Source organism: archaeon (assembly GCA_016432545.1).
In the GTDB taxonomy this organism is placed as follows: Archaea; Thermoproteota; Nitrososphaeria; order Nitrososphaerales; family Gagatemarchaeaceae; genus UBA183.
On the sequence record CP066694.1, the window covers coordinates 1,190,819 to 1,213,404 of the forward strand.

30 protein-coding genes are annotated in these 22,586 nt (G+C 59.5%); 14 read left to right on the forward strand and 16 right to left on the reverse strand.

Annotation, left to right across the window (positions count from 1 at the left end; all coding sequences use genetic code 11):
• Positions 1-40: 40 nt before the first annotated feature.
• Together HY247_06640 and HY247_06645 are read right to left on the reverse strand one after the other, a co-directional pair.
• Positions 41-700, reverse strand: coding sequence for a phosphoribosyltransferase (locus HY247_06640; protein ID QQG48415.1), 660 nt, complete (start codon positions 698-700; stop codon positions 41-43).
• Entirely contained in the window at positions 697-1,392 is a 696-nt protein-coding gene (locus tag HY247_06645) for a DNA-processing protein DprA (protein QQG48416.1), read from the reverse strand. Before HY247_06645 ends, HY247_06640 begins: the two co-directional genes overlap by 4 nt.
• A 288-nt stretch (positions 1,393-1,680) precedes the next feature.
• Between HY247_06645 and HY247_06650 the strand changes: the two genes are divergently transcribed.
• Both HY247_06650 and hflX read left to right on the forward strand, forming a co-directional pair.
• Positions 1,681-2,250, forward strand: a complete 570-nt coding sequence (locus HY247_06650; protein ID QQG48417.1) for an RDD family protein — start codon at positions 1,681-1,683, stop codon at positions 2,248-2,250.
• A gap of 51 nt (positions 2,251-2,301) precedes the next feature.
• On the forward strand, positions 2,302-3,411 hold the full coding sequence (hflX, locus tag HY247_06655; protein ID QQG48418.1) for a GTPase HflX: 1,110 nt from the start codon (positions 2,302-2,304) through the stop codon (positions 3,409-3,411).
• A 65-nt stretch (positions 3,412-3,476) separates the two neighbouring features.
• Here the strand turns inward: hflX and HY247_06660 are convergent, their stop codons facing one another.
• Both HY247_06660 and HY247_06665 read right to left on the reverse strand, forming a co-directional pair.
• Entirely contained in the window at positions 3,477-3,977 is a 501-nt protein-coding gene (locus tag HY247_06660) for a nucleotidyltransferase (GenBank protein QQG48419.1), read from the reverse strand.
• Entirely contained in the window at positions 3,943-4,605 is a 663-nt protein-coding gene (locus tag HY247_06665; protein QQG48420.1) for a hypothetical protein, read from the reverse strand. The genes HY247_06660 and HY247_06665 overlap by 35 nt, the downstream gene beginning before the upstream one ends.
• 217 nt (positions 4,606-4,822) lie before the next feature.
• Here HY247_06665 and HY247_06670 point away from each other — a divergent pair, with 217 nt between their 5' ends.
• Both HY247_06670 and HY247_06675 read left to right on the forward strand, forming a co-directional pair.
• Positions 4,823-6,733, forward strand: a complete 1,911-nt coding sequence (locus HY247_06670; GenBank protein ID QQG48421.1) for a tetratricopeptide repeat protein — start codon at positions 4,823-4,825, stop codon at positions 6,731-6,733.
• A gap of 60 nt (positions 6,734-6,793) precedes the next feature.
• Positions 6,794-7,681 carry a hypothetical protein gene (locus tag HY247_06675; GenBank protein ID QQG48422.1) on the forward strand — a complete coding sequence of 296 codons (888 nt, stop codon included), beginning with the start codon at positions 6,794-6,796 and terminating at the stop codon, positions 7,679-7,681.
• A 21-nt stretch (positions 7,682-7,702) separates the two neighbouring features.
• On the opposite strand, the gene HY247_06680 is transcribed toward HY247_06675, so the two are convergent.
• Both HY247_06680 and HY247_06685 read right to left on the reverse strand, forming a co-directional pair.
• A complete protein-coding gene (locus HY247_06680) occupies positions 7,703-8,335 on the reverse strand; it encodes a GNAT family N-acetyltransferase (GenBank protein QQG48423.1) in 633 nt (210 codons plus the stop codon).
• Positions 8,332-8,913, reverse strand: a complete 582-nt coding sequence (locus HY247_06685; protein ID QQG48424.1) for a GNAT family N-acetyltransferase — start codon at positions 8,911-8,913, stop codon at positions 8,332-8,334. The genes HY247_06680 and HY247_06685 overlap by 4 nt, the downstream gene beginning before the upstream one ends.
• Before the next feature lie 76 nt (positions 8,914-8,989).
• Here HY247_06685 and HY247_06690 point away from each other — a divergent pair, with 76 nt between their 5' ends.
• Positions 8,990-9,193 carry a hypothetical protein gene (locus HY247_06690; protein ID QQG48425.1) on the forward strand — a complete coding sequence of 68 codons (204 nt, stop codon included), beginning with the start codon at positions 8,990-8,992 and terminating at the stop codon, positions 9,191-9,193.
• Between the two features lie 9 nt (positions 9,194-9,202).
• Here the strand turns inward: HY247_06690 and coaBC are convergent, their stop codons facing one another.
• On the reverse strand, positions 9,203-10,459 hold the full coding sequence (gene coaBC / locus HY247_06695; GenBank protein QQG48426.1) for a bifunctional phosphopantothenoylcysteine decarboxylase/phosphopantothenate--cysteine ligase CoaBC: 1,257 nt from the start codon (positions 10,457-10,459) through the stop codon (positions 9,203-9,205).
• Positions 10,460-10,542: 83 nt separating this feature from the next.
• Between coaBC and HY247_06700 the strand changes: the two genes are divergently transcribed.
• Positions 10,543-11,340: a carbon-nitrogen hydrolase family protein gene (locus HY247_06700; GenBank protein ID QQG48427.1), complete on the forward strand. Its 798-nt coding sequence runs from the start codon at positions 10,543-10,545 to the stop codon at positions 11,338-11,340.
• Here HY247_06700 and HY247_06705 read toward each other — a convergent pair.
• The gene (locus HY247_06705; GenBank protein QQG48428.1) at positions 11,324-12,076 is read right to left on the reverse strand and encodes a hypothetical protein; all 753 of its coding nucleotides are present in this window, start codon (positions 12,074-12,076) and stop codon (positions 11,324-11,326) included. The two genes, HY247_06700 and HY247_06705, sit on opposite strands and share 17 nt — an antisense overlap.
• A gap of 125 nt (positions 12,077-12,201) precedes the next feature.
• Entirely contained in the window at positions 12,202-12,486 is a 285-nt protein-coding gene (locus HY247_06710) for a hypothetical protein (protein QQG48429.1), read from the reverse strand.
• A gap of 137 nt (positions 12,487-12,623) precedes the next feature.
• Between HY247_06710 and HY247_06715 the strand changes: the two genes are divergently transcribed.
• Positions 12,624-13,544, forward strand: coding sequence for an Lrp/AsnC family transcriptional regulator (locus HY247_06715; protein ID QQG48430.1), 921 nt, complete (start codon positions 12,624-12,626; stop codon positions 13,542-13,544).
• Here the strand turns inward: HY247_06715 and HY247_06720 are convergent.
• Positions 13,541-13,687 (reverse strand): hypothetical protein, encoded by a 147-nt coding sequence (locus HY247_06720; GenBank protein ID QQG48431.1) that lies wholly within the window; start codon positions 13,685-13,687, stop codon positions 13,541-13,543. The genes HY247_06715 and HY247_06720 overlap by 4 nt on opposite strands.
• 119 nt (positions 13,688-13,806) lie before the next feature.
• Between HY247_06720 and HY247_06725 the strand changes: the two genes are divergently transcribed.
• The 3 genes from HY247_06725 to HY247_06735 all read left to right on the forward strand — a co-directional run bounded on the left by HY247_06725 (position 13,807) and on the right by HY247_06735 (position 15,109).
• Positions 13,807-14,214 (forward strand): hypothetical protein, encoded by a 408-nt coding sequence (locus HY247_06725; GenBank protein ID QQG48432.1) that lies wholly within the window; start codon positions 13,807-13,809, stop codon positions 14,212-14,214.
• A 66-nt stretch (positions 14,215-14,280) separates the two neighbouring features.
• A complete protein-coding gene (locus HY247_06730; GenBank protein QQG48433.1) occupies positions 14,281-14,754 on the forward strand; it encodes a hypothetical protein in 474 nt (157 codons plus the stop codon).
• A 73-nt stretch (positions 14,755-14,827) separates the two neighbouring features.
• Positions 14,828-15,109: a hypothetical protein gene (locus HY247_06735; GenBank protein ID QQG48434.1), complete on the forward strand. Its 282-nt coding sequence runs from the start codon at positions 14,828-14,830 to the stop codon at positions 15,107-15,109.
• 45 nt (positions 15,110-15,154) lie between these two features.
• On the opposite strand, the gene HY247_06740 is transcribed toward HY247_06735, so the two are convergent.
• Both HY247_06740 and HY247_06745 read right to left on the reverse strand, forming a co-directional pair.
• Entirely contained in the window at positions 15,155-15,868 is a 714-nt protein-coding gene (locus HY247_06740; protein ID QQG48435.1) for a DUF72 domain-containing protein, read from the reverse strand.
• Positions 15,865-16,836 carry an Lrp/AsnC family transcriptional regulator gene (locus HY247_06745; protein QQG48436.1) on the reverse strand — a complete coding sequence of 324 codons (972 nt, stop codon included), beginning with the start codon at positions 16,834-16,836 and terminating at the stop codon, positions 15,865-15,867. Before HY247_06745 ends, HY247_06740 begins: the two co-directional genes overlap by 4 nt.
• Before the next feature lie 105 nt (positions 16,837-16,941).
• Between HY247_06745 and HY247_06750 the strand changes: the two genes are divergently transcribed.
• A complete protein-coding gene (locus HY247_06750) occupies positions 16,942-17,394 on the forward strand; it encodes an SRPBCC domain-containing protein (GenBank protein QQG48437.1) in 453 nt (150 codons plus the stop codon).
• A 120-nt stretch (positions 17,395-17,514) separates the two neighbouring features.
• On the forward strand, positions 17,515-18,564 hold the full coding sequence (locus tag HY247_06755) for a hypothetical protein (protein ID QQG48438.1): 1,050 nt from the start codon (positions 17,515-17,517) through the stop codon (positions 18,562-18,564).
• A gap of 16 nt (positions 18,565-18,580) precedes the next feature.
• Here HY247_06755 and HY247_06760 read toward each other — a convergent pair whose 3' ends face one another.
• Positions 18,581-18,970, reverse strand: coding sequence for a VOC family protein (locus tag HY247_06760; GenBank protein QQG48439.1), 390 nt, complete (start codon positions 18,968-18,970; stop codon positions 18,581-18,583).
• Between the two features lie 109 nt (positions 18,971-19,079).
• Between HY247_06760 and HY247_06765 the strand changes: the two genes are divergently transcribed.
• Positions 19,080-20,120, forward strand: coding sequence for a hypothetical protein (locus HY247_06765; GenBank protein ID QQG48440.1), 1,041 nt, complete (start codon positions 19,080-19,082; stop codon positions 20,118-20,120).
• Between the two features lie 28 nt (positions 20,121-20,148).
• On the opposite strand, the gene HY247_06770 is transcribed toward HY247_06765, so the two are convergent.
• Both HY247_06770 and HY247_06775 read right to left on the reverse strand, forming a co-directional pair.
• Entirely contained in the window at positions 20,149-20,655 is a 507-nt protein-coding gene (locus HY247_06770; GenBank protein ID QQG48441.1) for an isoprenylcysteine carboxylmethyltransferase family protein, read from the reverse strand.
• Between the two features lie 70 nt (positions 20,656-20,725).
• Positions 20,726-21,124 (reverse strand): hypothetical protein, encoded by a 399-nt coding sequence (locus HY247_06775; GenBank protein QQG48442.1) that lies wholly within the window; start codon positions 21,122-21,124, stop codon positions 20,726-20,728.
• 158 nt (positions 21,125-21,282) lie between these two features.
• On the opposite strand from HY247_06775, the gene HY247_06780 reads away from it, so the two are divergent.
• Positions 21,283-21,942, forward strand: a complete 660-nt coding sequence (locus HY247_06780; protein ID QQG48443.1) for an alpha/beta hydrolase — start codon at positions 21,283-21,285, stop codon at positions 21,940-21,942.
• 64 nt (positions 21,943-22,006) lie between these two features.
• Here the strand turns inward: HY247_06780 and HY247_06785 are convergent, their stop codons facing one another.
• On the reverse strand, positions 22,007-22,516 hold the full coding sequence (locus tag HY247_06785) for a cupin domain-containing protein (protein QQG48444.1): 510 nt from the start codon (positions 22,514-22,516) through the stop codon (positions 22,007-22,009).
• Between the last annotated feature and the right edge of the window lie 70 nt (positions 22,517-22,586).

Genomic DNA, 22,586 nt, shown 5'->3' on the forward strand with positions numbered 1-22,586 from the left:
GGTGAATCAGAGAAATCTTCTTCAAGCGTAGCCTCATCAGTCATGATTCCCGATGGCATTTACCCGAACGATAAAGTGTGATCGTGCTTAGAATGGGGTCGTCTATTTTCTTGAAGTCTGGAGAGTGACTCACCGTCCTGATGGGGGCGAAGCCTGCTATGTTGGCCTTTGGATATGATTCCCAAAGCTTCAACGCAGAGGCAATCATCGTAGCGCCTCTTGTAACGAAGTCATCTACCAGAAGGATGTTTTCGGGGTCAGTCAGGAGTTTCTGCTCGACCTTCTGGGAGTCGTAATGCTCTTCAGCTGAAGCCTTGGTTCCGACCGCGTGAGTTCTGACTAGAGAAGTGGAGACGGACGACCCCAAGCCGACCTTGTGCATCGCTGTCGCTACTTTGAGTCCCACCCAGAGAGAGTTAGGCTGGAAGAGCGAGCTTCGGGTAACGGGCACCAGAACTGGATTGCCCTCGAATAGAGGCATGAATGGAAGGGTAGCCTTGGACTCCAGGATCGCTTGAGGAACCACTTCCGACATGAACATTTCTTTGTCTCCATATTTGACAGTCTGTTCATTCTTGAGATAGTATCGATAGTCTCTGGAACGCTTTTCGGTGGGGCTCGGTCCCCACGGAGAGTATGACCAGAGGGCACCATAAGTGAGTATCACGTTTCCGTTAGAAAGAAAGTCCGAGAACTTCAAGCAGGGATCTGAAGGATGCTATGCTTTGACGGAAGATGTTCCAGAAGTTCCTTCGGGTCGCTGAGTTTCATCGCCCCGAACTTCGCCATCTCCTTCGGCCAGGTGAACGACGAATCGAAGAGCCTTTTCCATATGAAGAGCGGCCTTCCGAGTCTCAGGGCCTCATATCCTTGAGAGATAGAACCGCTGTCCTCCCCAGCTTGGACTATGACCGAAGCGTCCGCGATTAGGGCCATCGTCCGGTTCCTGCGGACGAAGTTTGACGGAAAGACTTCCGAGCCGACCTTGTATTGGGAGACTGCGAGATGACGTTTGATAATCTCCGCCTGGAGTTCCCTATTCTCGGCAGGATAGGTCCTGTCGAGCGGCGTCCCCAAGACTGCGATTGTTTTGCCCCCCGATTCTATAGTGAACCTGTGCGCGGCCGTGTCGATTCCTTTGGCGAGACCGCTGACAATCACGACTCCTTCCCTCGTCAGGACCCTTGCAATATCTCCAGCGTCCGCTAAGCTCTCGGCTGTCGCCTGCCTTGAACCGACAATTGCGACTCTCGGACGCGGAAGGGGAATCCTCATGGTGCCCGCAGTGTAGAGCTTGCTTGGGGCGTTCCTCTGTTCAATGTCGTTCAGAGGACGGCCAAGAAGTGCTATGGGCGCCCATGTGGAGATTGCCGGCCCCATCGCTCTCTCCATCGACCTCGCACTACCGCGTTTCCTATTTACATGTTCGCTGTTCTCTCTCATAGCCTTGGAAGAGAGGGGCTTCCCCGAAGCTAAACCTTGCCTTTCTCTCTCATCTGTCTGGTGACGTTCTGAACAACGGTCAGCATCGGACTCTTCCCTTAAGTCCTGACTTCCGCCGTCTCGGCGGAATGGGGATGAGCCGACAACTCGACGAAGACTTCTCTGAGCCGTTAGCTTGATAGAACCTCGGAATACGACCCCATATATACTCAAGTCGTGGTCCTATGCTAATCTAACATGGCCTTCTGTGCTAGCTGTGGAAAAGAGCTCCCAATGGGAGCGCTCGTCTGCCCGAACTGCGGCACCCCAGTCCCCGGCGCACAGGCCTCAACCACCACTACGCAGACTGCACCAGTCAGCGGCATCGACGCCCTGACCAAGGACAGCGGTGCTCAGGACTACTGGCTGCGCAGGTTCGTAGCCTTCGTCGTGGACGCGATCATAGTGGGCATCGCCGTGGCCATCATCGGCGTCTTCGCGTTCTTCGCTCTCTTCTTTGCGGGCGGCTTCGGCTTCAGCTTCCTAGTCAACGGGCTCTTCTCCTTCTTCTTCGGCATACTCTTCGTGCTCTACTTCGCGGTCTTCGAGTCCTCGATGGGCGCGAGCATCGGGAAGAGGCTCATGGGCCTGACCGTGAAGTCCAAGACCGGGTCAAAGCCCGGCTTCGGAGAGGCTTTCGTCAGGAACATCTCCAAGATCTACTGGGTCTTCCTGCTCCTCGACGTCATCGTCGGCCTTGCCACTTCGAAGGGCTACCAGCAGAAGTACACCGACCACCTGATGGGCACGACGGTCGCCAAGGCCTAGGCCTGGTCCTCAGCAACCGTTTTACAGCCGGGCGCAGCTAGGAGTTTCAACTTGACCAAGACCAGCTCGGGCGAAAAGGCGATCATAGTCACCTACCCTGACGAGTTCGCGAAGAAGGAGATCATCGACCTGGCCAAGGCCGCCGGCTACGTCGTGGACGCCGTGATGACGCAGAAACAGGTGATAAAGTCCGAGTACGGCGTGGGCGTCGGCAAGGCCCAGGAGCTCGAGCAGATGGTCATCGAGAACGGGTCCAAGGCGATCATAGTCGACGAGACCCTCACTTCGTCCCAGGCCAACAAGCTCGGGGCGACCACCAAGGTGGAGATCGTGGACAGGGAGAGGCTGATTCTGAACATCTTCGCGAGGAGGGCCATCACCACCGAGGCGAAGCTCCAAGTCCAGCTCGCAGAGCTCCGCTACATGATGCCCAGAGCAAGGGACATGGTCAGGAACTCCACCCGCGGCGAGCAGGCAGGGTTCATGGGCATGGGCGAGTACGCGGTCGACGTCAAGTTCAGGGACCTCAAGCGCCAGATGGGCTTCGTCAAGGAGAAGCTCGAAAGGAGCAGGACCGCCCGGGTCCTCCACACGACCGAGAGGCGCAAGCTGGGCCTCCCCTTCGTCTCCCTCGCCGGCTATACCAGCAGCGGGAAGACCACGCTCTTCAACCGTCTGGCCTCAGAGTCGAAGGAGGAGTCGCCGAAGCTCTTCACCACCCTCGCCACCACCACCCGGGCCATAACCTTCCCCAACTCCGACAGGAGGATCATGCTCTCGGACACTGTGGGATTCATCTCCCGCCTCCCGACATACCTCGTCGAGTCGTTCAAGTCGACCCTGGACGAGCTCACCTACGCAGACCTGGTCCTGCTGATGGTCGATGTGAGTGAGCCGATCGACTCGGTGGACCTCAAGCTCAACAGCTGCAGGCAGACCCTCGCCGAGTTGGGGGTGGACCCGCTGAAGGTCCTGCTCATCCTGAACAAGGTCGACCTCCTCCCCGACCACGGCTCGAACAAGATAGAACTGGACCCCCTCTTCAAGGACTTCCAGACCGTCAAGATCTCGGCGACGAGGGGCGACGGCCTGCGCCAGCTCAGGAACAAGATCCTCGACATGACCAGGCCCCCCTCGAGGAAACGGCTCCCGGCAGCCTGACTTCTTCCCAGAGTCCAGATTCTCCCAGTCAAAGGCGCGCCTTCCTCCTGATGACCGCTCAAGTCTCAGGAGGCCAGAGCCTCGGCCAGTCGTTTCAATTCCGTCACTTCCAAGCCATCCCCGATTTGGGCGATTACATCCCACCTGATGGTCCGACCGCGGCTGGCTACTAGCTGTCTGAGATCTGCGATGTCTTGAGGCCTTCCGGCCCGGAGCTTGGAGACGATCAGGCCTTCTAGCGAGATCACCTGGATTACCTTCCTTCCCACCTTGACCGAGACCGATGTCTTCACAATCCAGCCTGCCGGTATCCCGCCAAGGTCCTTTGTGTAGAAGTCGGCCTTGACTCCTCTTGGAGTGTACCAGGAGTTGCGGGAGCCCTCGATTCTCCGGTACCCAAGCCCCGACAGTTTCCCTTCGTCTGGGAGGTTCACCGCGACAAGGTCGATGTCTCTTGTCCCGCGGAATCTGGCGTAGTGATTGATGGCCAGGGCACCTACGAAGACCACCTTGCCGAGCTCTCTGGTTATCCTAGATGCTTCCTGTCTGAGATCTACCCTGAGCAATATCCTCTCTCACCTTCAGGACGTCTTCTGACCTAAACGCCCCCCTAACCCTTGAATCCAGTGCGTCGCCGTGAAGAATCTCGATTGCGATTGCGTCCAACGTGCTCCTCCCGCCGTAGGCTATGCAGTCCAAGTAGGCCCGCTGCAATTCGTTCCGGAGTGACCCCATGCGGGGCAAGAGCACCACTCGACCGCGTTTCCCTTCCCAGAACATTTTCTTGCGAAGGATGGAAGAGGCCGTGTCCAGGTCTTCTACGTAGATGAAGAACGAGTAGGGCTCCTGGAGCCCAGTGAGTTCGTAAGCGCGATAGTCCAGAGTGACCGTGCCCTTCAGGATTTGGCGAGCAGCATTGACGTCGCTCTCGTTGTACGAACGGCCGAAGTGCCGTGCACCTTTCAGGGCGGACAGCGATGGGGCCAAGGTCTCCCAGAGATAGAACGGCTGGAATAGGCTGGATCGGACCGTGAAATAGCCCTTCTTCACTTGCTCGGCGAATCCGGCTTCGCGCAGTTCTCGTAGGGTCCTGTATGCTGTTGCCCTCGAGCCTGTTACTTGTTGCAATTCCTTCAGGACGTAAACCGGCTTTTCTCCCATCTCCTGAGCTACCGCAAGCTCTGGTTTCATCATCGGCGGAATTCTTTGCTTTGGAGGAATATAAATATATCTCAGAAATGAGACTAGCCCGCAATGTCCAAAGACAGATGCCAAGCCAAGGCGTCCAGCGCACGTCGGTCGGTATCGTCTGCGAACTTGCTCCTGGTCTCTCGACTTCTCTTGACCTAAACCCCAAATCCACCCGGGCAACGGCTATATCCTCTCTCTGGACTTTGCGAAATCGAATCACTTGTCAGGCGGAGAAAGGCGGCTTGCTGCCATAATGTTCACAGACCTAGTGGGCTACACCCGCCTTGCCCAGGCTGACGAGAAGATGGCCCTCAGGCTCCTCGACGAGCACAGGGCCCTGCTCAGGCCGGTCTTCGCCTCTCACGGGGGCACGGAAGTCAAGACAATAGGGGACGGCTTCCTGCTCGAGTTCAGGAGCGCCCTGGACGCGGTCGAGTGCGCAGTCGAGCTTCAGAAGAAGATGACAGACCGCAACTCCGGCGGGGACCCCTCCGGGAAGCTCGAGCTGAGGGTCGGGATCCACCTGGGGGACGTAGTCCACGGCGCAGGGGACGTCCATGGGGACGCGGTCAACGTCGCTTCAAGGATCGAGCCGCTCGCGCTCCCGGGCGGAGCCTGCATCACCCAGCAGGTCTACGACAGCATCAGGAACAAGACCAGCCTCGACTTCACTAGGATGGGAGAGATTAACCTAAAGAACGTGGAACTTCCTGTGATGGTCTACAGGATCAACATGTCGTGGAGCGCTCAGTCAAGGGCCGAGGGCCCGGCCCCGAGGGAGAGGCTGGCCGTCCTGCCCTTCGTCAACATCAGCCCCGACCCCAACGACGAGTACTTCGCCGACGGCCTCACCGAGGAGCTCATCTCGAAGCTCGCTGAGATCAGCTCGCTCAAGGTGATAGCGAGGACCTCGGTCATGAACTACAAGAAGAAGGAGAAGAAGGCCTCGGAGATAGGCCGGGAGCTCGGAGTAGGTTCGATCATCGAGGGGAGCGTCCGTAAGGCGGGCACCAAGATCAGGGTCACGGTCCAGCTCATAGACGCCAACTCCGAAGAGCACCTCTGGGCCTCAAACTACGACAAGGAGATGGACGACATCTTCGCAATCCAGAGCGACGTCGCTTCCAAGGTGGCCAGCTCGCTCAAGGCAGGAGTCTTCTCGGGGGTGAGGACGAAGGACACCGAGGACCTCGAAGCCTACACCCAGTACATCAGGGGCGTCCAGCTGGTTCACGAAGGCTCCGAAGAAGGCCTCCGCGCCGGGCTCGCGTTACTTGAGACAGCGGTCGCGAGAGACCCCAAGTTCGCCAGGGCCTACGCCTCGCTCGGCTTTGCCTGGGGCGCTCTGGCAAGCTCAGGGTACGAAGACTTCTCGAAAGCCAAGAACGCGGAGGAGGCCGCGGCAAGGGCGCTCGAGCTGGACCCTAACTGCGCGGAGGCTCACAGCTCCATGGCCCTGGCCCACAGCCTGATGGACAGGTTCCCAGACGCCATCGCAGAGGCGGAGGCTGCGCTCCGCCTGAACCCGAGCCTCGCGGGCGCGCACACGACCCTCGGCATCCAATACGCTTCGGCCGGAGACCTGGAGAAGAGCATCGGAGTCTTCAGGAAGGGGTACGAGATCGACCCCCTTTCATTCGCCGCCGGGAACATGTATTCCCTCACCCTCCGAACGGCAGGGCATCATCAGGAGGCGGTGGCCGTCCTCGAGCAGATGAGGAAATTCATGCCCCACACGGCGAGGATCTACGTGGGCCTGGCCGAGTGCTACATGTTCGTCAACGACTTCGCAAAGGCGCAGGAGTACCTGGACCAGGCTGCGAAGATCAACCCAAACGAGCCTCTGATGATCCTGGGGCAGGGGACGCTCTACGCCTTCACTGGCAGGAGAGAAGAGGCAGAGAAGACCCTTGCGCGGGTCAACGCCACCCCGACGGAGTCTGTGAGGCTCTTTGGCGAACTCTTCATCAACGCCAGCCTTGGAAGGCTCGACCCCGCCTTCAAGGCCTTGGACAGGATGGCCGTGACCCACTCCTGGCCGTTCCTCCTGAAGACGCTCCCGGTCTTCAAGGAACTCAGGGCCGACCCAAGGTTCTCGGAATTCTGCGCCAAGATCGGGCTCAAGCCGTAGCCGCTGGGCCGTTCTCGTCCATAGAACTATCAATCCACGCCTGCGCAAGGAGGCCAGTGCATGAGGGACCTAAAGGCACTCTCGCTCGTGGTAGTACTCGCAGGATCGGTGATGACGCTCTCAGCCTTGAGCCAACGAGTCAACCCCGACACGAACCTCGCCATTCTCGGCATCTTCGCAGCCTTCTCAGGGCTCCTTCTCCTGACCTTCGATTTCCTCAAAGGGCTGCGCTTCATCAATGAAAGGAGACAGTACTTCCTTTGGGTCTTCTGGCCAGTCTTCTCGTCTGGACTCCTACTCTGGCTCTATGGCCTCAGCCTCGGCGGAATGGTGGCGTGCTTCGGGCCCCTGGGGGGCGGAGGATGCAGCATACCTCAGGCTTACTCGGATGTCGTCACAGTTGGCGAGGCGATCGCTCTCGTCGGCGGCATCGGGGTTCTGGTGGGACTGGCAGTCCCACGCCGGAACAAGGATCAGAGTGTATGGAAGCCGAGACTGAAGGGAAGGACCGCGTCGACCGTAAGCTTGGCGGTCACATTCATCGCGGTCCTCGGCTTCTTCTCGTACTCGCCCGCGGTCACGATCACCAGCATCTTCCAGGTCACCCAGTTTCCCCACGGGGCCGACCTGCGCGTAATTCCATTCTACGGCTTCGTCCGTGCTGATTCCCCGACGAGCCATGGCCCAGTCCTGTCAGGCTCGGGAGAGGTCCTTCCCGTCGGAGGGAGCTTCGACTACGTGCTGGTCTTCAGGAGCGTCCAGAACTTCTCTTCATACACTGTTTCGCACCTCGGGGTCGGACAGGGATTCTCTATCCTCAAGACGAACCCAGCCCTTCCAGTCTCAGTCTCATCGAGCCAGCCTAACGCCTCCGTCGATATCACGATCCAGGCCCCGTACTATCCGTACTACGGACCACTCGGCGTCGAGATCAACGTCACGCAGTAGTGCACTCGGTCCTGGAGACGGTCAGAGTCTCTTCCTGACCACGTAGAGCCTTTCCAGCTTCTTGTGCACCTCGAAGCCCGCTTTCTCGTACATGCTCAGCGAGCCCTTGAAGCTGAGGTTCTCACCCGGTATCTCATGTTCGTTCAGCGGAAGGTCTGGCCTCCGGGGATAGGCCTCCACCACTGACATCCCCCATCCGCGTACCAGTTCGCACGCAGACTCGAGCAGCCTCTTCGCGATGCCCTGCCCTCTGTATCCCTGCAACACCAGGAAACAGGTGATCGCCCCTACGTCTTCGCCCGTGTTCACTGCCAGAGCCAGGTGTCTGAGGTTCGCGAAGCCGCCCCTCGACCTGACGTTGCACCATCCCACGGCCTTTCCGTCGACGTAGGCCAACAGACCGCTTGCGCGCCCGTCCTGAATCGTCTTCCTCCTCGCTTCCCGGTTCTCGCCTCTCTTGTCCTTGGAGGCTTTGACCTCGTCCTCGCTCCGCACATCGTCGTAGAAGGTGCAGTAGCATCCTCCCCAACCCTGGTTCTCTTCGTATCGGAGCCACTTGTCATGGTCGTAGACCTCGTCGAAGAATGCAAGGTAGTCGTCCGCCATCTCGGGTTCGAGCTCTCTTACCGTGATCTTGCCCTCCACGACGCTCACCCCTTCACTTTCTTCCTCATGAGCATCAGGCTCGTCCCCAGGGGAGAGACCTCCTCGAACCCTTCGTGCTCGAACATCCCGGTCGTGCCGAACCACTTCCACTCCGGCACTGCCAGCATCTTCTTGGAGACGACCGGGTAGGCCTCCACGACCCCTCCGCCCTTCTTCTTGATCGATTCCAGGGCCGAACGGAGCCCGGCCTTGGCCACTCCCATCCCCCTGTGGTCCTTGTCCACGAAGAAGCACGTTATCCTCCAGAGCCTCTCCGGCCCTTGCGGCGGCCCTAGCTTCTTGTAGTTCCTCATCGCGTCGATCCTCGGCAGCTCATCGGCCACCCCGTACTGGCACCACCCCACCGGCTTGGAGCCGTCGTAGACGATGGCCGCGTGGGCCCTGTCCTCCTTGACCAGCTTCCTCTTGTCCCGGACGTTCCTTTCCCTCCTCTCATCCGGGGTCATCCCCCTCGTAGCAGGCCTTGCTCTTTGATAGTAGATGCACCAGCAGCTCCCCTGCTGGACGGCCAGCTTCTCAAAGTCCTTCAGGGTCCTCTGGCTGAGCTCCTTGGTCTCGTAGGGCACGGCCCCTGCGGGTCTGCCTCTTTCTCTAAAACCCTTGGCGCGCAAGTTCAAATCCAGTCCATCCCGAGTGAGAGTATTGATCCAATACTCTGCCTCCGACTTCAAGAGGGCCCTGCTGCTCTGCGGGATCGTGGGGGCGTGGCTGGTCGCGATCAATCAGGGGAGCGAACTTCTCGCCGGGCACTTCAACGGAGTCCTGGCCCTGAGGATCTTCCTCGACTTTGCGACCCCCTTCACGGTCTCGAGCCTGACCGCTCTGATGAGAAATAAGGCGAATTAGAAGCTAATCTCAGCGGGCCAGCTGCGTCGCGACCACGTCGAGGACCCTCCTCGCGACCTCGACCTTGGGCCGCCCCTCAACTCGGATCGCCTTACCCTTCCCGAGGATCAGGACGCTGTTTTCGTCGGCGCCGAATCCCCTCCCTCCGCTCACATTGTTCGCTATTACCAGGCCAGCCCGGAGCTTCTTCCTGAAGTTCTGAGCCGTCCTCTCCAGCTCCTTGTCCGAACCGGCGGTCTCAGCCTTGAAAGCCACCATGAAGATCTTCGGCCACTTCTTCCTGACCACCTCGACTATCTTCGGGGTCGGCTTGAGAGCCAGCTCGAACCTTCCTCCGGCCGTCGGTATCTTCTTCCTGGCCCTCGTGACCGGCGCGAAGTCGGACGGGGCTGCAGCCGAGATGTACGCGTCGAATTTCGACGAGCCCAGGGCTTTCATGACCGCCGCCGACATCTCTTCGGTCGTCCTGACTTTGACAGAGTCGACTCTCGAAGGAGCCTCCAATTCACCCCCGTAAACATAGACCACCTCCGCGCCTCTCCTTGCTGCGTCCGCAGCCAGCGCCAGGCCCATCTTCCCGGAACTCATGTTAGTGATCACCCTCACAGGGTCGATGAACTCCACCGTCGGGCCTCCCGTCACTAGGATCCTGAGACCCCTGAGGTCCTGCTCGGTGAAGACTTTCACAGCCTCCTCGACGATCTCCTCCACCGCGGCCATCTTGGCCTTCCCCTCGAGGTGGACGGGGCCGACGAATGCGACGCCCCTCTGCTCAAGGCTCCTGATGTTCGCCTGGACCGCCGGGTTCCTGTACATCGGCTCGTGCGCTGCAGGCGCGACTACCAGGGGGATCCCTCCCCCGAGCGCCATCGACGCGATCGTGGTCACCGGCGTGTCGTCTATCCCGAGCGCGACCTTCGAGATCGTGTTGGCTGTGCACGGCGCGACCAGGACGAGGTCGGCCCTTCCCTTCCACTCTCCTGCCAGCCTCACATGCTCGGTCGCTCCGGTCAGCCTTCTCACCACGGGATTCCCAGTGGCCCACTCAAGGGTCTCCGGCCGGACGAGCTTCTCCGCCGCCTCCGACATGACCGCGTGGACCTCAGCCCCGTGGCGCATCAGCTCTCTTGCCAGCGAAGGCACTTCGATCGACGCCACGCTCCCGGTGACGCAGAGGAGGACCTTCCGGCCCTTCAGCTCCTTCCCCTTCGACGAGGTGATGTCCTTCAGAGGGTCACCCTCCTTGAGCGAGCCCATCTCTCCCATCTGGCTCCGGAGGCTCCGAGTAGATATCTCCTCGGCCAGCGGACTGGTTCAAACAGAAATAGCACGCCCGGCCCGCCCTTCGCATGAAGGTCGCCGCTGTCCAGCTGGGCCTCTACCCAAAGAACACCGAGAAGGCGCTTGACTCCGCCGAGGCTCTGGTCAGGGCTGCTGCGAAGAGGGGCGCAAGGCTCGTCTGCCTCCCCGAGCACTGGCTCCTGTCGAGGGTCATTGAAGAGGACGACCCGATCAACACTCGCTTCGAGTCGCTGGCGAAGGAGCTCGGGGTCTACCTGAACCTGGGCGCGAACTTCCAGAAGCGCGGGAAGAGAGTCTTCATGGCCAGCCCCACGATCTCTCCACGCGGGCGGATACTGGCGACGCAGGACAAGGTCCACCTCTATCGCAGGGAGAAGAAGGCAGCCTCTCCAGGAGAAGGGCTCCACTTGTTCAAGGTCGACGGGTACACCGTAGGGGTCCTCGTCTGCCACGACCTCGTCTTCCCCGAGCCGGCACGCACCGCCACTCTGTTGGGCGCCGAACTCCTCGTCGTGCCTTCCCTGATCGAGGCGACGGGAGGAGAGCCGTGGCTTGCATACCTCCGAGCCCGTGCTCTGGAGAACCGAATCCCCATCGTCTCCGCGAACGCCTACGCGCCACCGAGGTTCCTCGGGATGACCTTCATCGTCGACCAGAAGTACGACAAGAAGAAGCACATCATGCTCCTTGACGAGAAGAAGGCAGGGCCAGGAGCAGGCCTGCTCATGGCCGACATAGACCCGAAGAGCGCGTCCCGGCCCAGAGCTGAGAGGCTAAGAGAACTGAAGGAGTCTCGGGCCGTAAAGGGCCTCTACGAGGCCGCGCGCGTCACGGGGCGCGCCTGAACCCAAAGAATCCGACGAGGTAGAGGGCGCCTCCTGCCGCGAGGGCATAGGCTCCCAACTCCCCGCCGAGCGCCACAATCACCCCGACTCCTGCGACAATCGCCAGGATCCCACCCAGCAACGAAAGCCTCCTTCTCAACAGGCCCAGCCCTCCCGCGATGAGAGCGACAGGGACCAGGGCGATCGCCAACAGCGCCGCTCCGACCTCGGCCGGCGCCAGCATCAGAGCTGGAAGGCCCGTGCGCAGGAATATCCCTGAATAGACTGAGAGAAGCGAAAGAGGAGACGAAGACCTGCTGATCAAGGGAAGAAACAAGGAGAGTAGTACCACGAGCTCCGCGACGAGGACAAGAATCCGATAGTTCCTCGTGATGGGGACCGGCGGATGCAGAGCCAACTCCTCGGCCGTCTTCTTCTCCCGCAGCGCGACTAGGACTGCTATCTCAAGCGCCAAGAAGACGACTCCGAGAGGTCCCAAGAAGATCGCCGCGAAGAGAGCCAGGAGCGGGATCTGCACCACTGTGTTGGCGTAGAAGAACCCCCTCCGGCCCGACTTCCTCGCCACGAGGGCGATGTCGACCACGGAGAGCACGAACAACAGCGCCGCGACTGGGAAGACAACAAGGAAGACCGGCTCGTCGGTGAGCCTCGGGTACGTCGAGCCCATGACCACCGCGGAGAAGACCAGCAACGCGACATCCCTGACCGCCTGAAGGACCCTCGCAATTCTCCGCAAACCGGACGTGCCTGCACTAGCCGGCAAATCGAATCATATTAGAATTCAAGCGCCCGGCGGAAGTCGTATGGGTAAGGCTATCGAAGCTACTAGGCCTAGCGTCCCCGAAAGGCGGGGGATTCTGGTCAGACCTTGCCCAGGATCGGCAGGATGAGGCCTACGCGCAGGGCGCAGGTGATGTGGTACTTCCTGTAGCTGATGTGGTGCTTTGCTATGAATGGGTAGCTCTGGATCATCTTCTGGCAGACGTCGCATGAGGTTGGGAGCCTCGGCGAGTGGTTCTTGGCGTTCTCCACGAGCCTCACGGCGCGGCTCGGGAAGGCGAGGCCGAAGTACGCGGCTCTCTCATAGCTGATCTCGTTGCTGAGACCGCTGGGGTCGAATCCGCCGTCCTTCGAACTTCCGCTCAAAGCCTTTGGCTTTGCCAAGGGTCAGATTTAGGCGCGGGAGTCACAATTATACTTTTGCAAATCCCCCTCCCCCGCATGAAGCGACCCTTCCTATTCCGGCCCTTTCCTTATTATCAAACCACCCCGGGAGCCGTCCCATGGACGAAAAGGACGTCAGGATCTTCTGCGAGATAGCCTTCAGGGACCTCAGTTACAGCTCCACCACGCAGCGCCACGTCAGCCCGACCGAGATCGGGAGGAAGCTGGGCCTCGACGAGAAGACGGTCAGGACCCGGATCGCAGCGATGGAGAAGGACGGCTTCATCAAGTACTACCAGGCGATGCCGAGCCTCGCCCTCTTCGACAAGAAGGTCCTCGGGCTCTACAGGCTCGAGGCGATGAACATCCACACGAAGCACAAGGTGATCCAGAGCGTCCCGGAGATTCCGGGGATAGTCGAGGCGATAGACTACCTCGGCCCCAAGGTCTCGGTCGACCTAGCGGGCGAATCCCCAGACAGCGTGAAGGCAGTCGCCGACCAGGTCGCGAGACGGTTCGAGCTGACTCCGATGAGCCTCGGGCTCAGGGAGGTGCGCCCCATCACCGTCCGGGTTGACCGGCTCGACTGGCAGCTGATCAAGGAGCTCAGGTACGACGCAAGGATGACAACAACAGCCATCGCCAAGGACCTCTCGATCACGCCACGCATGGCAGAGTACAGGATCGAAAAGCTCCTCGACGACGGAGCCCTCCTGATCAGGGCCGTCGTCAACACCCAGAAGCAGGCCGGACTGGTCTTTTACGAGCTCGAGATCTCGATGGACGAGGCGAAGAAGGGCGCTCTCCTCGATGCACTGAAGAAGACGTTCGAAGACAAGTTCTGGAACGTAAGCTCTCCCTCGCCCGGCCTCATCCTTGCGAACCTCTTCGGCTTTACCCTCGGAGAGCCCGAGGATGCCGCCCTTTCGGTCTCAAAGCTACCGGGCGTCAGATACTGCCACCTGCTGATCCTCAAGGAAACGATAGAGCCGAAGCCGAGCTGGGCCGACCGTCTCATCGATGAGAAGATCGCTGCCTAGACGGTCCTTATCATCTTCTTGATCTCTTCCTCGCTGACGGAGGTGTCCGGATGCACGTCCGTCAGGTGAATCCGGGTGTGCTTCGTAGCCTGCCCCTCCCCCTGAGGCGAGATCACAGTCCATCCGCAAGGGCACGTCGACATGCTAGCCATGCCGCCTCGGGAAGTGCTCCCGTATTTATGGAAACGAGACTCCGCGTTTGGTGTCTTGCGGGCGTCCGACTCCCGCGCCGTATATGTCAGCGCAAGGGTATCTGAATCCCATGGAAAAAGGCGAACTACTGTACGAAGGAAAAGAGATGACCACATCGGTCAACATCAGGGAATTCAGCGCCCAGGGCGCGCGCCTCGACGTCACGCTGGCCGGTAAGGTCAGCGGAAAGGTCTCAGGCCTGCGCATGACCACACACAACGCCCTCATGAAGCCCGACGGCACCGTCGAGGCAGACGTGAGAGGCATCATCTTCAGCAACGGCGAGCCAATCTTCGTCTGGGGCAAGGCGACCGCAAAGGGCGTCGACCCTGCACCGATCCTCCGCATCGAAGAGAACCTCACCTTCCAGACACCCTCCCAGAGACTCTCTTTCCTCAACAACACCAAGGGCTGGTCCGAAGGATTCGACAACTTCGCGACCGGCGAATTCACGTACAAGGTCTACGCAGTCAAGTAACGGGCGTAGACCCCTCCCTTTGTTTTCCGGCGCTCTTAATACGAGACCGTCGCGGTGACCGGTTAGATGGAGCAGCCCCGCATAGACGTCGAGGCAGCTAGCTTCAGGCTGACGATCATCACGAGCTTCCTCCTCGGAGCGACCATGATAACGCTCTCGCTCAACGTCCCCATCATCAAGCTGAGCCTACTCTCAGGGACGGCAGGGATCGTCGAGGGAGCGCTCGCCGTGTCGATAGCCCTGATGCTCTTCGCCACGCTGATCATGCTCTTCATGTCGTATGTCATCCTCGCCACCATACCTCTCGCCCTGTTCACCGTGGAGGAGAAACTTCAGAGGATCGCCAGGGTCCGCGTGCTCGTCGGACTGGCGTCGATCTTCATTATGACCTCCTTCGGGTCGACCTTCATCGTCGCTCTTGGGGTCAGCTCCCCATGGTCCTGGCTCTTCGGCGGGATCGGGTACGGCAGCGGCGTTGTGTGGGCGCTCCTGCGGGCATACTATCTCACGAAGTACGTCAACCCAAAACGTCCCCAATAGCGGGCCTGTTTCTGTCGCTTTCGGGTGCGCCTCTCCCGCCTGTATGATATCAGCCGGGGCACATCGAGAAGCCATGGAAACATCCAGCCGAATGAAGATGACTGCGCTCCTAGCACTAGGGGCGACACTCGTCGCACTCTCACTCACACCACACACACTCGCTGCTACGCCCGTCCAGGCAAACTGCCTTGGGAAGGACATCAGCAGCTTCACCAAGATCTCACCGGGATTCGTTGGCTCGATCGCGAGCGCCCTTTCCGCAGGAGGCTTCGATGAGGAGATCCTTGCCCACAAGCAGGGTATCCCCCCGATCAGCTCCTGCCCGGACAACGGGTTCCCAACACCACTCCACTAGCCGCCTGATTGGGCCCTGACCAGGGCCCTTCCCCATTCTTGCGCCTCAGACCGACAACTTCTCGGCCAGCCTCTTCGCGAGTACCGCGTTCTCTCCCGTCTCGTCGTGCCGGAGATAGACAAAGGCCTCAGGAAGGCCTCTGACCAACTTCCCGATCTTCCCGGCCCAGGCGTCGACTGCTTTCGCATCGTACGAGTCCAGCCTCAGGCGGAAGTAGGCGAGCCCTCCCGTCGCCTTCAAGACCGGCGCCAAGTCCTCCGTCTCCGCCACGCAGAACCCAGCCCCGTGCTTCTCCAGGAGCTCGTAGGTGGAGTCCTGGAGCCATGACTCGTGCCTGAACTCAAAGACCCGGCCCTTGATCTTCGAGGTCTCCGTCAGGAATCCTTCCAGGAGCTTCTGGTCCTGCTTCAAGAAGGGTGGAAGCTGGAACAAGGCAGGCCCTCTCTTCTCCCCCAGCTCCTCCAAGGTCGCAGAGAACCTCTCGGAAGCCTCTGCGGAGCCCTTCCCGAGCTTCAGGGTGTGCGTAACCAGTTTCGGCGCCTTGAAGGAGAATCTGAACTCTTTGCTGACCTTCTCGCCCCAGCCCTTCACCACCTCTGCTCTGGGCGGAGCGTAGAACGAGCTGTTGATCTCGACGGTCCGCAGATTCTTGGAATAGAACGGCAAGAATTCCTCGCTCTTGGTCGTTTCGGGATAGAACTTCCCCCTCCATGAAGCGTAGCTGAACCCCGAGACGCCGACCCAAACCCTGTTCGTCAAACCCTTCCTCTCCTAGGTAGTGGAACAGGTGCCCTTGCCCGAGCTGCCTCGCTTACCTTCCGCTCAATCAGGCCGTCGACCAACTGCGGATACTCCGTGACCCGCTTGTACAGCATGAGTTCTACCGACTTGACGCCGCGAATCCTTCTGGCCGACAGCATCGAGTTCTCCACGCCTTCCAGGTCTTCGGCCCACATCGCGAGGAAGACGCTCCCTGAGCGAGTGACCATCTTCACAAAACAGTTCACCGAACAGGTGACCACCAGGTCCAGCTCCTTGATCGCTTCCTCCCTCAGCTCCGATTCAAGGGCGACCGCGATCCCGAAGAAGATGAGCCCTTTGACCCTTGTCACGTCGAAGATGCTCCTGACGAAGAACGCGTTAGAGGCGACTAGCTTCTCGAGGTGCGCCCTGACGGTCTTTCTGGTCACGCCAAGCTCGTCCGCAATCCTCCCGATGGGCTTCATCGCTCCCCTCCTCATCGCACCCAGAATCTGCCAGTCCAGGCCTGAGAGCTGCGTCTCGACCGGGCCGAACGGCTCGTCCAGGAACCTCTGAATCTTCCTGCTCTTCGTCACCTCCTCAAGGAGGGCGTGCCTCTTCGCCAGCTGGTCCTCGTCTTCGTACACGAGCCAGACCAGGATCTTGTCCCCAAGGAAGTCCAAGACCGAGGTGACGCCATCGATCAGGTGGATCTTCCCCAAAGCTGCCTCCTTCTCACTCGGGTCTGCCATCTCGACCATGAACGAGGTCGACCTGATCCCGAAGAGCCGATAGTTGGGGATCGCCTGATAGTATTGGAGGAGCCCGCTCCTTTCCCAGTTCCTGACCCTGGCCTTGACCGTCCTCACGTCCATCTGGACCATCTTTGCGACCTCCCTGGGCCCAGGCCTTCTCACGGATGCGGAAGTCGGCTCAAAGTAGCAGTCCTTGAGCAGGCAGAACAGGCGGGCATCAGAGGTATCCAAATCCTACGAACCTCTGCAGAAATGGGTAGTAAAAAGGATAGGCTCCCCGTTCTAACCGCTTCACTGCGCCAAGCTACATTACCCAGGCGCAGGACAGTCGGAGACATGGCACGATTCACCAGAACGCAGGAAGTTCAGGCTCCCCCCGAGAGGGTTTTTCAGAGCCTCACCGACGTGGAAAAGTTCCCCGAACTCTTTCCCGACATCTTCAAGAAAATGGAAGTGGTCGGAGCTGAAGGTTCCTCCCGAATCATCCTCTGTGAGGAGAAGTGGGCGGGCCGCAGCTTCAGGTACAAGATGAAGGAGACTCTCTCTCCGCCCGATAAGATAGAGCACTCCATCACCGAGGGCAACGGCAAAGGCAGCATGGAGACCATCAACCTCGAGAAGACTCCGGGCGGGACCCGGTTGACGATGGTCATGGATGCGAAGGGACTCGCAGCTGCGGTCCTCGGAAGGCTCTTCCGCAAGCAGTTCGAGGCAGAGATGAGCCACATCTTCGACGGCTACATGAAGGTCGTCGAAGCAGAGTCGAGAGACTCGGGTCTGAAGGTCTAGTACCGAAGACTCCTTCAGAAGTTCGGGCTGGCTGAGAGCACTTTCGGGGTAAACGACTGCCTTCTCGTCGACTTCTTCCGTAAATGATTTATTCGCACCGCCGCGGGTCGCCCCAAGAAGTTGTCCAGGACCAAGAGAAGGCTGGCGGCGATCATGTTCACAGACATCGTCGGGTACACCGCCCTCACCCAGAAGGCCGAGCGCAGGGCGCTCAGGCTCTTGGCGATCCATCGTAGGCTCATCCGCAGCAAGCTTGCCCTCCATCAAGGAAGGGAGATCAAGACCATGGGGGACGCCTTCCTCGTCGAGTTCTACAGCGCTCTCGAAGCACTCGAATGCGCCGTCGACATCCAGAACACCATCCACGACAACCCAAGGCTCAGGAAGGAGAGACTAGAGGTCAGGGTGGGGATCCATGTCGGCGACGTCGTGGAGAAGGACGGGGACGTCTTCGGAGACGCAGTCAACATCGCCTCCAGGATCGAGCCTCTCGCGCACGGCGGTGACATCTGCATTTCAGAACAGGTCTACGACCAGGTGCGCAACAAGATCAGCTACCCGCTTGCGAAGCTCGAGTCGCAGGACCTGAAGAACGTAGCCTTCCCTGTGGACGTCTATTGCGTCCTGCTGCCCTGGACCAAGCAGATCCAGCCCCACGCGCAGAGCAAGCCTGCGGTGAGCCTGGTCAGAAAGTACACTCCCACGCCCGGCAAGCCGGCGGAACGGGGAGTCTGGAAGAGCAGGTACATCTCAAAGATGGTCCTGAAGAACAAGATCGTCGACATCGTGCTGCTCAACTCTCCCGAGAACGCCTCGGCCCTTGCAAAGTTCGGTGGAGAGGTCGACTTCTCGCGTGGCGAGACTCTTCACATGGTCTCCGCCCTGGAGACCGTCTCTGTTGTGGTCGACGCGAAGAACCAGTCGAAGCTGGTCAGCATGGTCGCCAAGAAGGACATCCTCCGGGTGATGGAGAACCTATCGGAGGTGATAATCTCCTTCGCGGAAGAGGCCCTCAGGGTGCCAGGAGTCGCGGCGACGATCACCGAAGCGCTCGCAGCGAGCGGGGTCAACATCATCGAGTACATCACTGCGACCCTCAACGCCATCGTAATCGTCGAATCGAAGGACGCGATGAAGTGCTACCAATCGATTGAAGCGCTAACGGCCTGAATCCACCCAGAACTGCCTAGGCGCCTTTGCGGGTCGCGATGTACCACACGTTCCCCGCCACGTCCTTGACGCCGGCCTCCCTGTCACCGTAGTCCTGGTCCATAGGTTCGTACAGAGACTCGGCTCCAGACCCTATCGCCTGCCTGTAGGCGTCGTCGACGTCGCTCACATAGAGGTGGATAGCGCAGGGCATCGGCTGCCACTTGCCATGCGCCTCGCTCAGCTCGAGCATCGAGTCGCCTATCCTGACCTGAGAGTGAGCCACTGTCCCGTCTGGCTTCGAGACCCGGTTGACCTCTTCGGCCCCGAACGCCCGACCTAGGAATTCAATCAGGGCCGCTGCCCCTTTGACGTGCAGATACGGCGTCAGGGTGTGGAAGCCTTCGGGAACATGTTTCGCCAACACGGGGGCGAAAGCCCACTTCCTCGAATAAAGAGTTACGCTCGCAGACGCCCACGAGCAGGTGACGCGCTACAGTCAAGGAGATTAAGACCCCTTCCTGAACCCTCAGACCTTGGTAAGCAAAGCCGTCTCCTGGCTCCTAGAGCCCGAGAACCCTCCAGTCAGGATGTTCACCCTCACAGACGTCTTGGGGAAGCCCCAGAACGACAAAGAGGTGAAGGAGGCGAAGAGCCGGATCCTCTCCTACAGGCCCATCCAGAAACTCAAGACCGCCCAGAAGGGCAAGGGCTACTGGGCCCCTGACGACACTTGCTACAACCCGAAGTTCACCTCGACCGTCTGGCAGCTGCAGCTGCTCGGCGAGATGGGCGCCCCAAGGACGCCGTGGATCGAAAGCGCAGTCGAGCGCTTCCTGGACCAGCACCAGATGGACAACGGCGCCTTCGCATGTCCGAGCGTCCTCGAGGAGAAGCGCTTCCAAGCGAAGCACCCGAAGTCAAAGAGGGACGCGGAGCCGTGCCTCACTGGGAACATGGTGAGGACGCTGATCGCTTTCGGGTACCTCGGGGATAAGAGGGTCAAGAGGGCCATCGAGTGGATGCCTGAGGACCAACAGAAGGACGGAGGCTGGAACTGCGACTACCCGATGCAGAAGCCGACGCACAGCTCGTTCATGTCTACCATCGAGCCGCTGTGGGCCTACTCTGAGATCCCGCGCCCCTTCTGGACGAGAAAGATGAAGGACTCGGTCGAGCGCGGGGCAGAGTTCCTCCTGGCCCACCACCTCTTCAAATCCCATCGCGACTGGAAGCCCGTAGAGTTCCGGGGCCTGGACAAGGTCTTCCCAGGGAACCCCGTCACGAAGTTCCACTTTCCAATGTATTACTACTATGACGTCCTGCACGCGCTCAGGGTGCTGAGCCGCCTCGGCTACGCCGGCGACAAGAGAATGGAGGCCGCGGCGCATCTCATGCTCTCGAAGCGGGCTCCCGACGGGAAGTGGCTGCTGGAGGGGGACTGGAGCAGGGAGAGGATTGACGGGAAGCGCAAGGCCCTGGCTCCCATCGAGGAGCTGGACCAGCCGAGCAAGTGGGTGACTCTGAACTGCTACAGAGTCATGAAGATGTCAGGCACGCTCAACCTCTCGAACTGATATCCAAAGGGGACCTCCGGACTCAGAGTCAATAGATGTAGGGTATCAGCCGCTTTGTCTTACGGACGTATTCCACGTATTCCTGCCCGAAGGTGGAAGCAAGGACCTTCTCCTCAAATCTGACCCTGACGATCAGCATCGGCATCAACGCCAGTATGGTCACGAAGCCGTAGAGACTGCCAAGGACGGTGGGAATCGAGAACGCGAAGAGGATCACGGCCAAGTAGATTGGGTGCCTGATGTAGCGATAAGGCCCGCGCATGATCAACCTGTGCCCAGGTTTGATCTCCACTGTCTCCGAGAAGAACCTCCCAAGGGTCAGACGTGCGGCTACGTAGATGGCTATCCCGGCAACAAACAAGGCGAGTCCAAGCCCTTCGAAAGCACCGGGGATGAACCTCCCGTGCCGGAGGATCACTATGTCAAACGCACTGACGGCGAGGCCCGCAATGACGACCGCGCGGCCCAGTACAGGGAGCAGCCACCTATCGGCCGACTTTGCTTTTCCCGTCTCCGCAGGAGTAGTGTCCGCCATTTCAGTCGGCAACGGCAATCAATCGAGGGGTATTAGAGCTCCAGACCGCCAGGCAAGAAGGAGGAGTCAGCTAGGGTTTGGTCCCAAAGTAGGCGAAGGTCTTGCTGACGTTCATGTCCAGCAGGACGTGATAGCGGCAATAGCCGTCCATCAGGGTGTCGTCCTCGGCCCTGATGATCAGGGGCGAGATGACCGTTCCGAACTTGACCATCGCGCGCCTGAGCTCGTCCTTCCGTTCTGCCAGTCTCTTCCTGAAGTTGTAGTCGAGGGCGGGATTGGCGTAATCCATCGTCTTCGGGTCCAGCCGGATCCTATCAAGCTCGACAACGTCCAGTCTCCAAGTCCTCTTTGCTAGGCCGTCGAGCCAGTCCCGTGTCTCCTCTGACTCGCTGAGGGATAGGTCGAATTCCCACTCCTTTTGGATGTTCATGACCATGAGCCGTCCAATCTCATCCGGGTCTTCAGTCACCCAATATGAAGCACCTTCAAGTTCTCGAAGGACGGTCAACGGTTTCACTTTCAGGAACGACTCCCCATCTCATGGAGTTGGGGTCAGAATCCATAAGAACACTACCTAGGCCTTCCCGTTCCGGACTTCGCAACTTCGCCATGACAAAGTTTGTCTTAGTGCCCGGGGCCTGGCTGGGAGGCTGGGTCTGGGAGAGGATTGTTCGCATGCTCAAGGAAAAGGGGCACGAAGCGGTCCCCGTCACTCTTACTGGAATGGGAGATAGGGTCCACCTCGTTTCCAAGGACGTCGGAATTGAGACAGCGATTCAGGACGTACTGAACCTGATAGAGTACAACGACCTCGAAGATTTCGTCCTGGTCGGACACAGCTTCGCCGGGAAAGTGGTGGCGTCCGTGGCGGACCGTGTGCCCAAGAAGGTGAGGCTGCTTCTCTACCTAGACGCCTTCCGGCCTCAGAAGGTCGGGACGCCACAGGGGAGTTTCACCGATGCGGCCGGCGCAGGACTGACGATCCCTCTCACGGATGAGATCCTCAATAGCATAGGGAAGGACGTGCAAGGCGCAGACCTCGAGTGGTTGCGGTCCAAGGCAACACCCTGGCCCACGAGGTACGCTGGCGACCCCATCACCATCTCAGCCGCCCTTGACTCGGTGAAGAAGGCCTACATCTTCTGCACCCTCGGAGGTGACAGCTTAGAGGAGATCCTGAAGGAGGAACTCGACGGTCCGAAGAGGATAATCGAATCGGGTCACTGGCCCATGATAACGAAGCCGGACGAGCTCGTCAGAGACCTGCTCCAGTTGTCCGAGGGCTGACGGTTCCAATAGCTCAGGTTTTTCCCTAGGTTCGTCAAGATCATCAAGGACCTGGGGGTCCCCTTCATCCTTCCTCGCCGACCAACCTGAGGCCAAATCTTGCCTTCAATGTCGGAACCCACTCTGAGCTGAAACTCAGTCCATACCTGTTGCGAAGCTCAGCGAGCTTCGCTTCATTGGGCTGCCCGCCCTTATTGAGAATTCCTGCCAACTCTTCGAAATAGTTGGCGAACGCCCCTGGCGTTATGATCTCTATGAGTCTCGCCTCCTCCGTTCCAGCATTCCAGAAGGTGTGTTGGACGCCCCTGGGTTTGAACACCCAAGTGCCGGGTCCCGCCTTGGACTCTAGTTCACCGACTCTGATGCCGACCTCCCCCTTGGTAGTGTACGAGACTTCGTCTTCGCGGGTGTGGATGTGCGGCCTGACCAGCCTACCCGCTTCTATAGGATGCTCGACGACCGCAAGTGCTCCGCCCGTGTCTTGAGGTAGGACCTTGAAGATCACGCCCAACCCTCCCAGCGATAACGACCTGCCTTCTTCAGGAAGCTTCAGGAACGGCGTCTTGATTGGCATGGTTGTCTGGCATAGGAGTGTTCACGATAAGACTTGTGGATATCGGTCAAGACAACTCGCCTTCGCGCCA

Excerpts from the sequence above, each read along its gene's own strand:
- HY247_06725 (QQG48432.1), top strand. The coding sequence starts at position 13,807 with ATGGAAAAAGGCGAACTACTGTACGAAGGAAAAGAGATGACCACATCG.
- HY247_06665 (QQG48420.1), bottom strand. The coding sequence starts at position 4,605 with ATGATGAAACCAGAGCTTGCGGTAGCTCAGGAGATGGGAGAAAAGCCG.
- HY247_06720 (QQG48431.1), bottom strand. The coding sequence starts at position 13,687 with ATGTCGACGTGCCCTTGCGGATGGACTGTGATCTCGCCTCAGGGGGAG.
- HY247_06750 (QQG48437.1), top strand. The coding sequence starts at position 16,942 with ATGGCACGATTCACCAGAACGCAGGAAGTTCAGGCTCCCCCCGAGAGG.
- HY247_06785 (QQG48444.1), bottom strand. The coding sequence starts at position 22,516 with ATGCCAATCAAGACGCCGTTCCTGAAGCTTCCTGAAGAAGGCAGGTCG.
- HY247_06715 (QQG48430.1), top strand. The coding sequence starts at position 12,624 with ATGGACGAAAAGGACGTCAGGATCTTCTGCGAGATAGCCTTCAGGGAC.
- HY247_06700 (QQG48427.1), top strand. The coding sequence starts at position 10,543 with ATGAAGGTCGCCGCTGTCCAGCTGGGCCTCTACCCAAAGAACACCGAG.
- HY247_06730 (QQG48433.1), top strand. The coding sequence starts at position 14,281 with ATGGAGCAGCCCCGCATAGACGTCGAGGCAGCTAGCTTCAGGCTGACG.
- HY247_06675 (QQG48422.1), top strand. The coding sequence starts at position 6,794 with ATGAGGGACCTAAAGGCACTCTCGCTCGTGGTAGTACTCGCAGGATCG.
- HY247_06650 (QQG48417.1), top strand. The coding sequence starts at position 1,681 with ATGGCCTTCTGTGCTAGCTGTGGAAAAGAGCTCCCAATGGGAGCGCTC.
- HY247_06770 (QQG48441.1), bottom strand. The coding sequence starts at position 20,655 with ATGGCGGACACTACTCCTGCGGAGACGGGAAAAGCAAAGTCGGCCGAT.
- HY247_06735 (QQG48434.1), top strand. The coding sequence starts at position 14,828 with ATGGAAACATCCAGCCGAATGAAGATGACTGCGCTCCTAGCACTAGGG.
- HY247_06645 (QQG48416.1), bottom strand. The coding sequence starts at position 1,392 with ATGGAGAGAGCGATGGGGCCGGCAATCTCCACATGGGCGCCCATAGCA.
- coaBC (QQG48426.1), bottom strand. The coding sequence starts at position 10,459 with ATGGGAGAGATGGGCTCGCTCAAGGAGGGTGACCCTCTGAAGGACATC.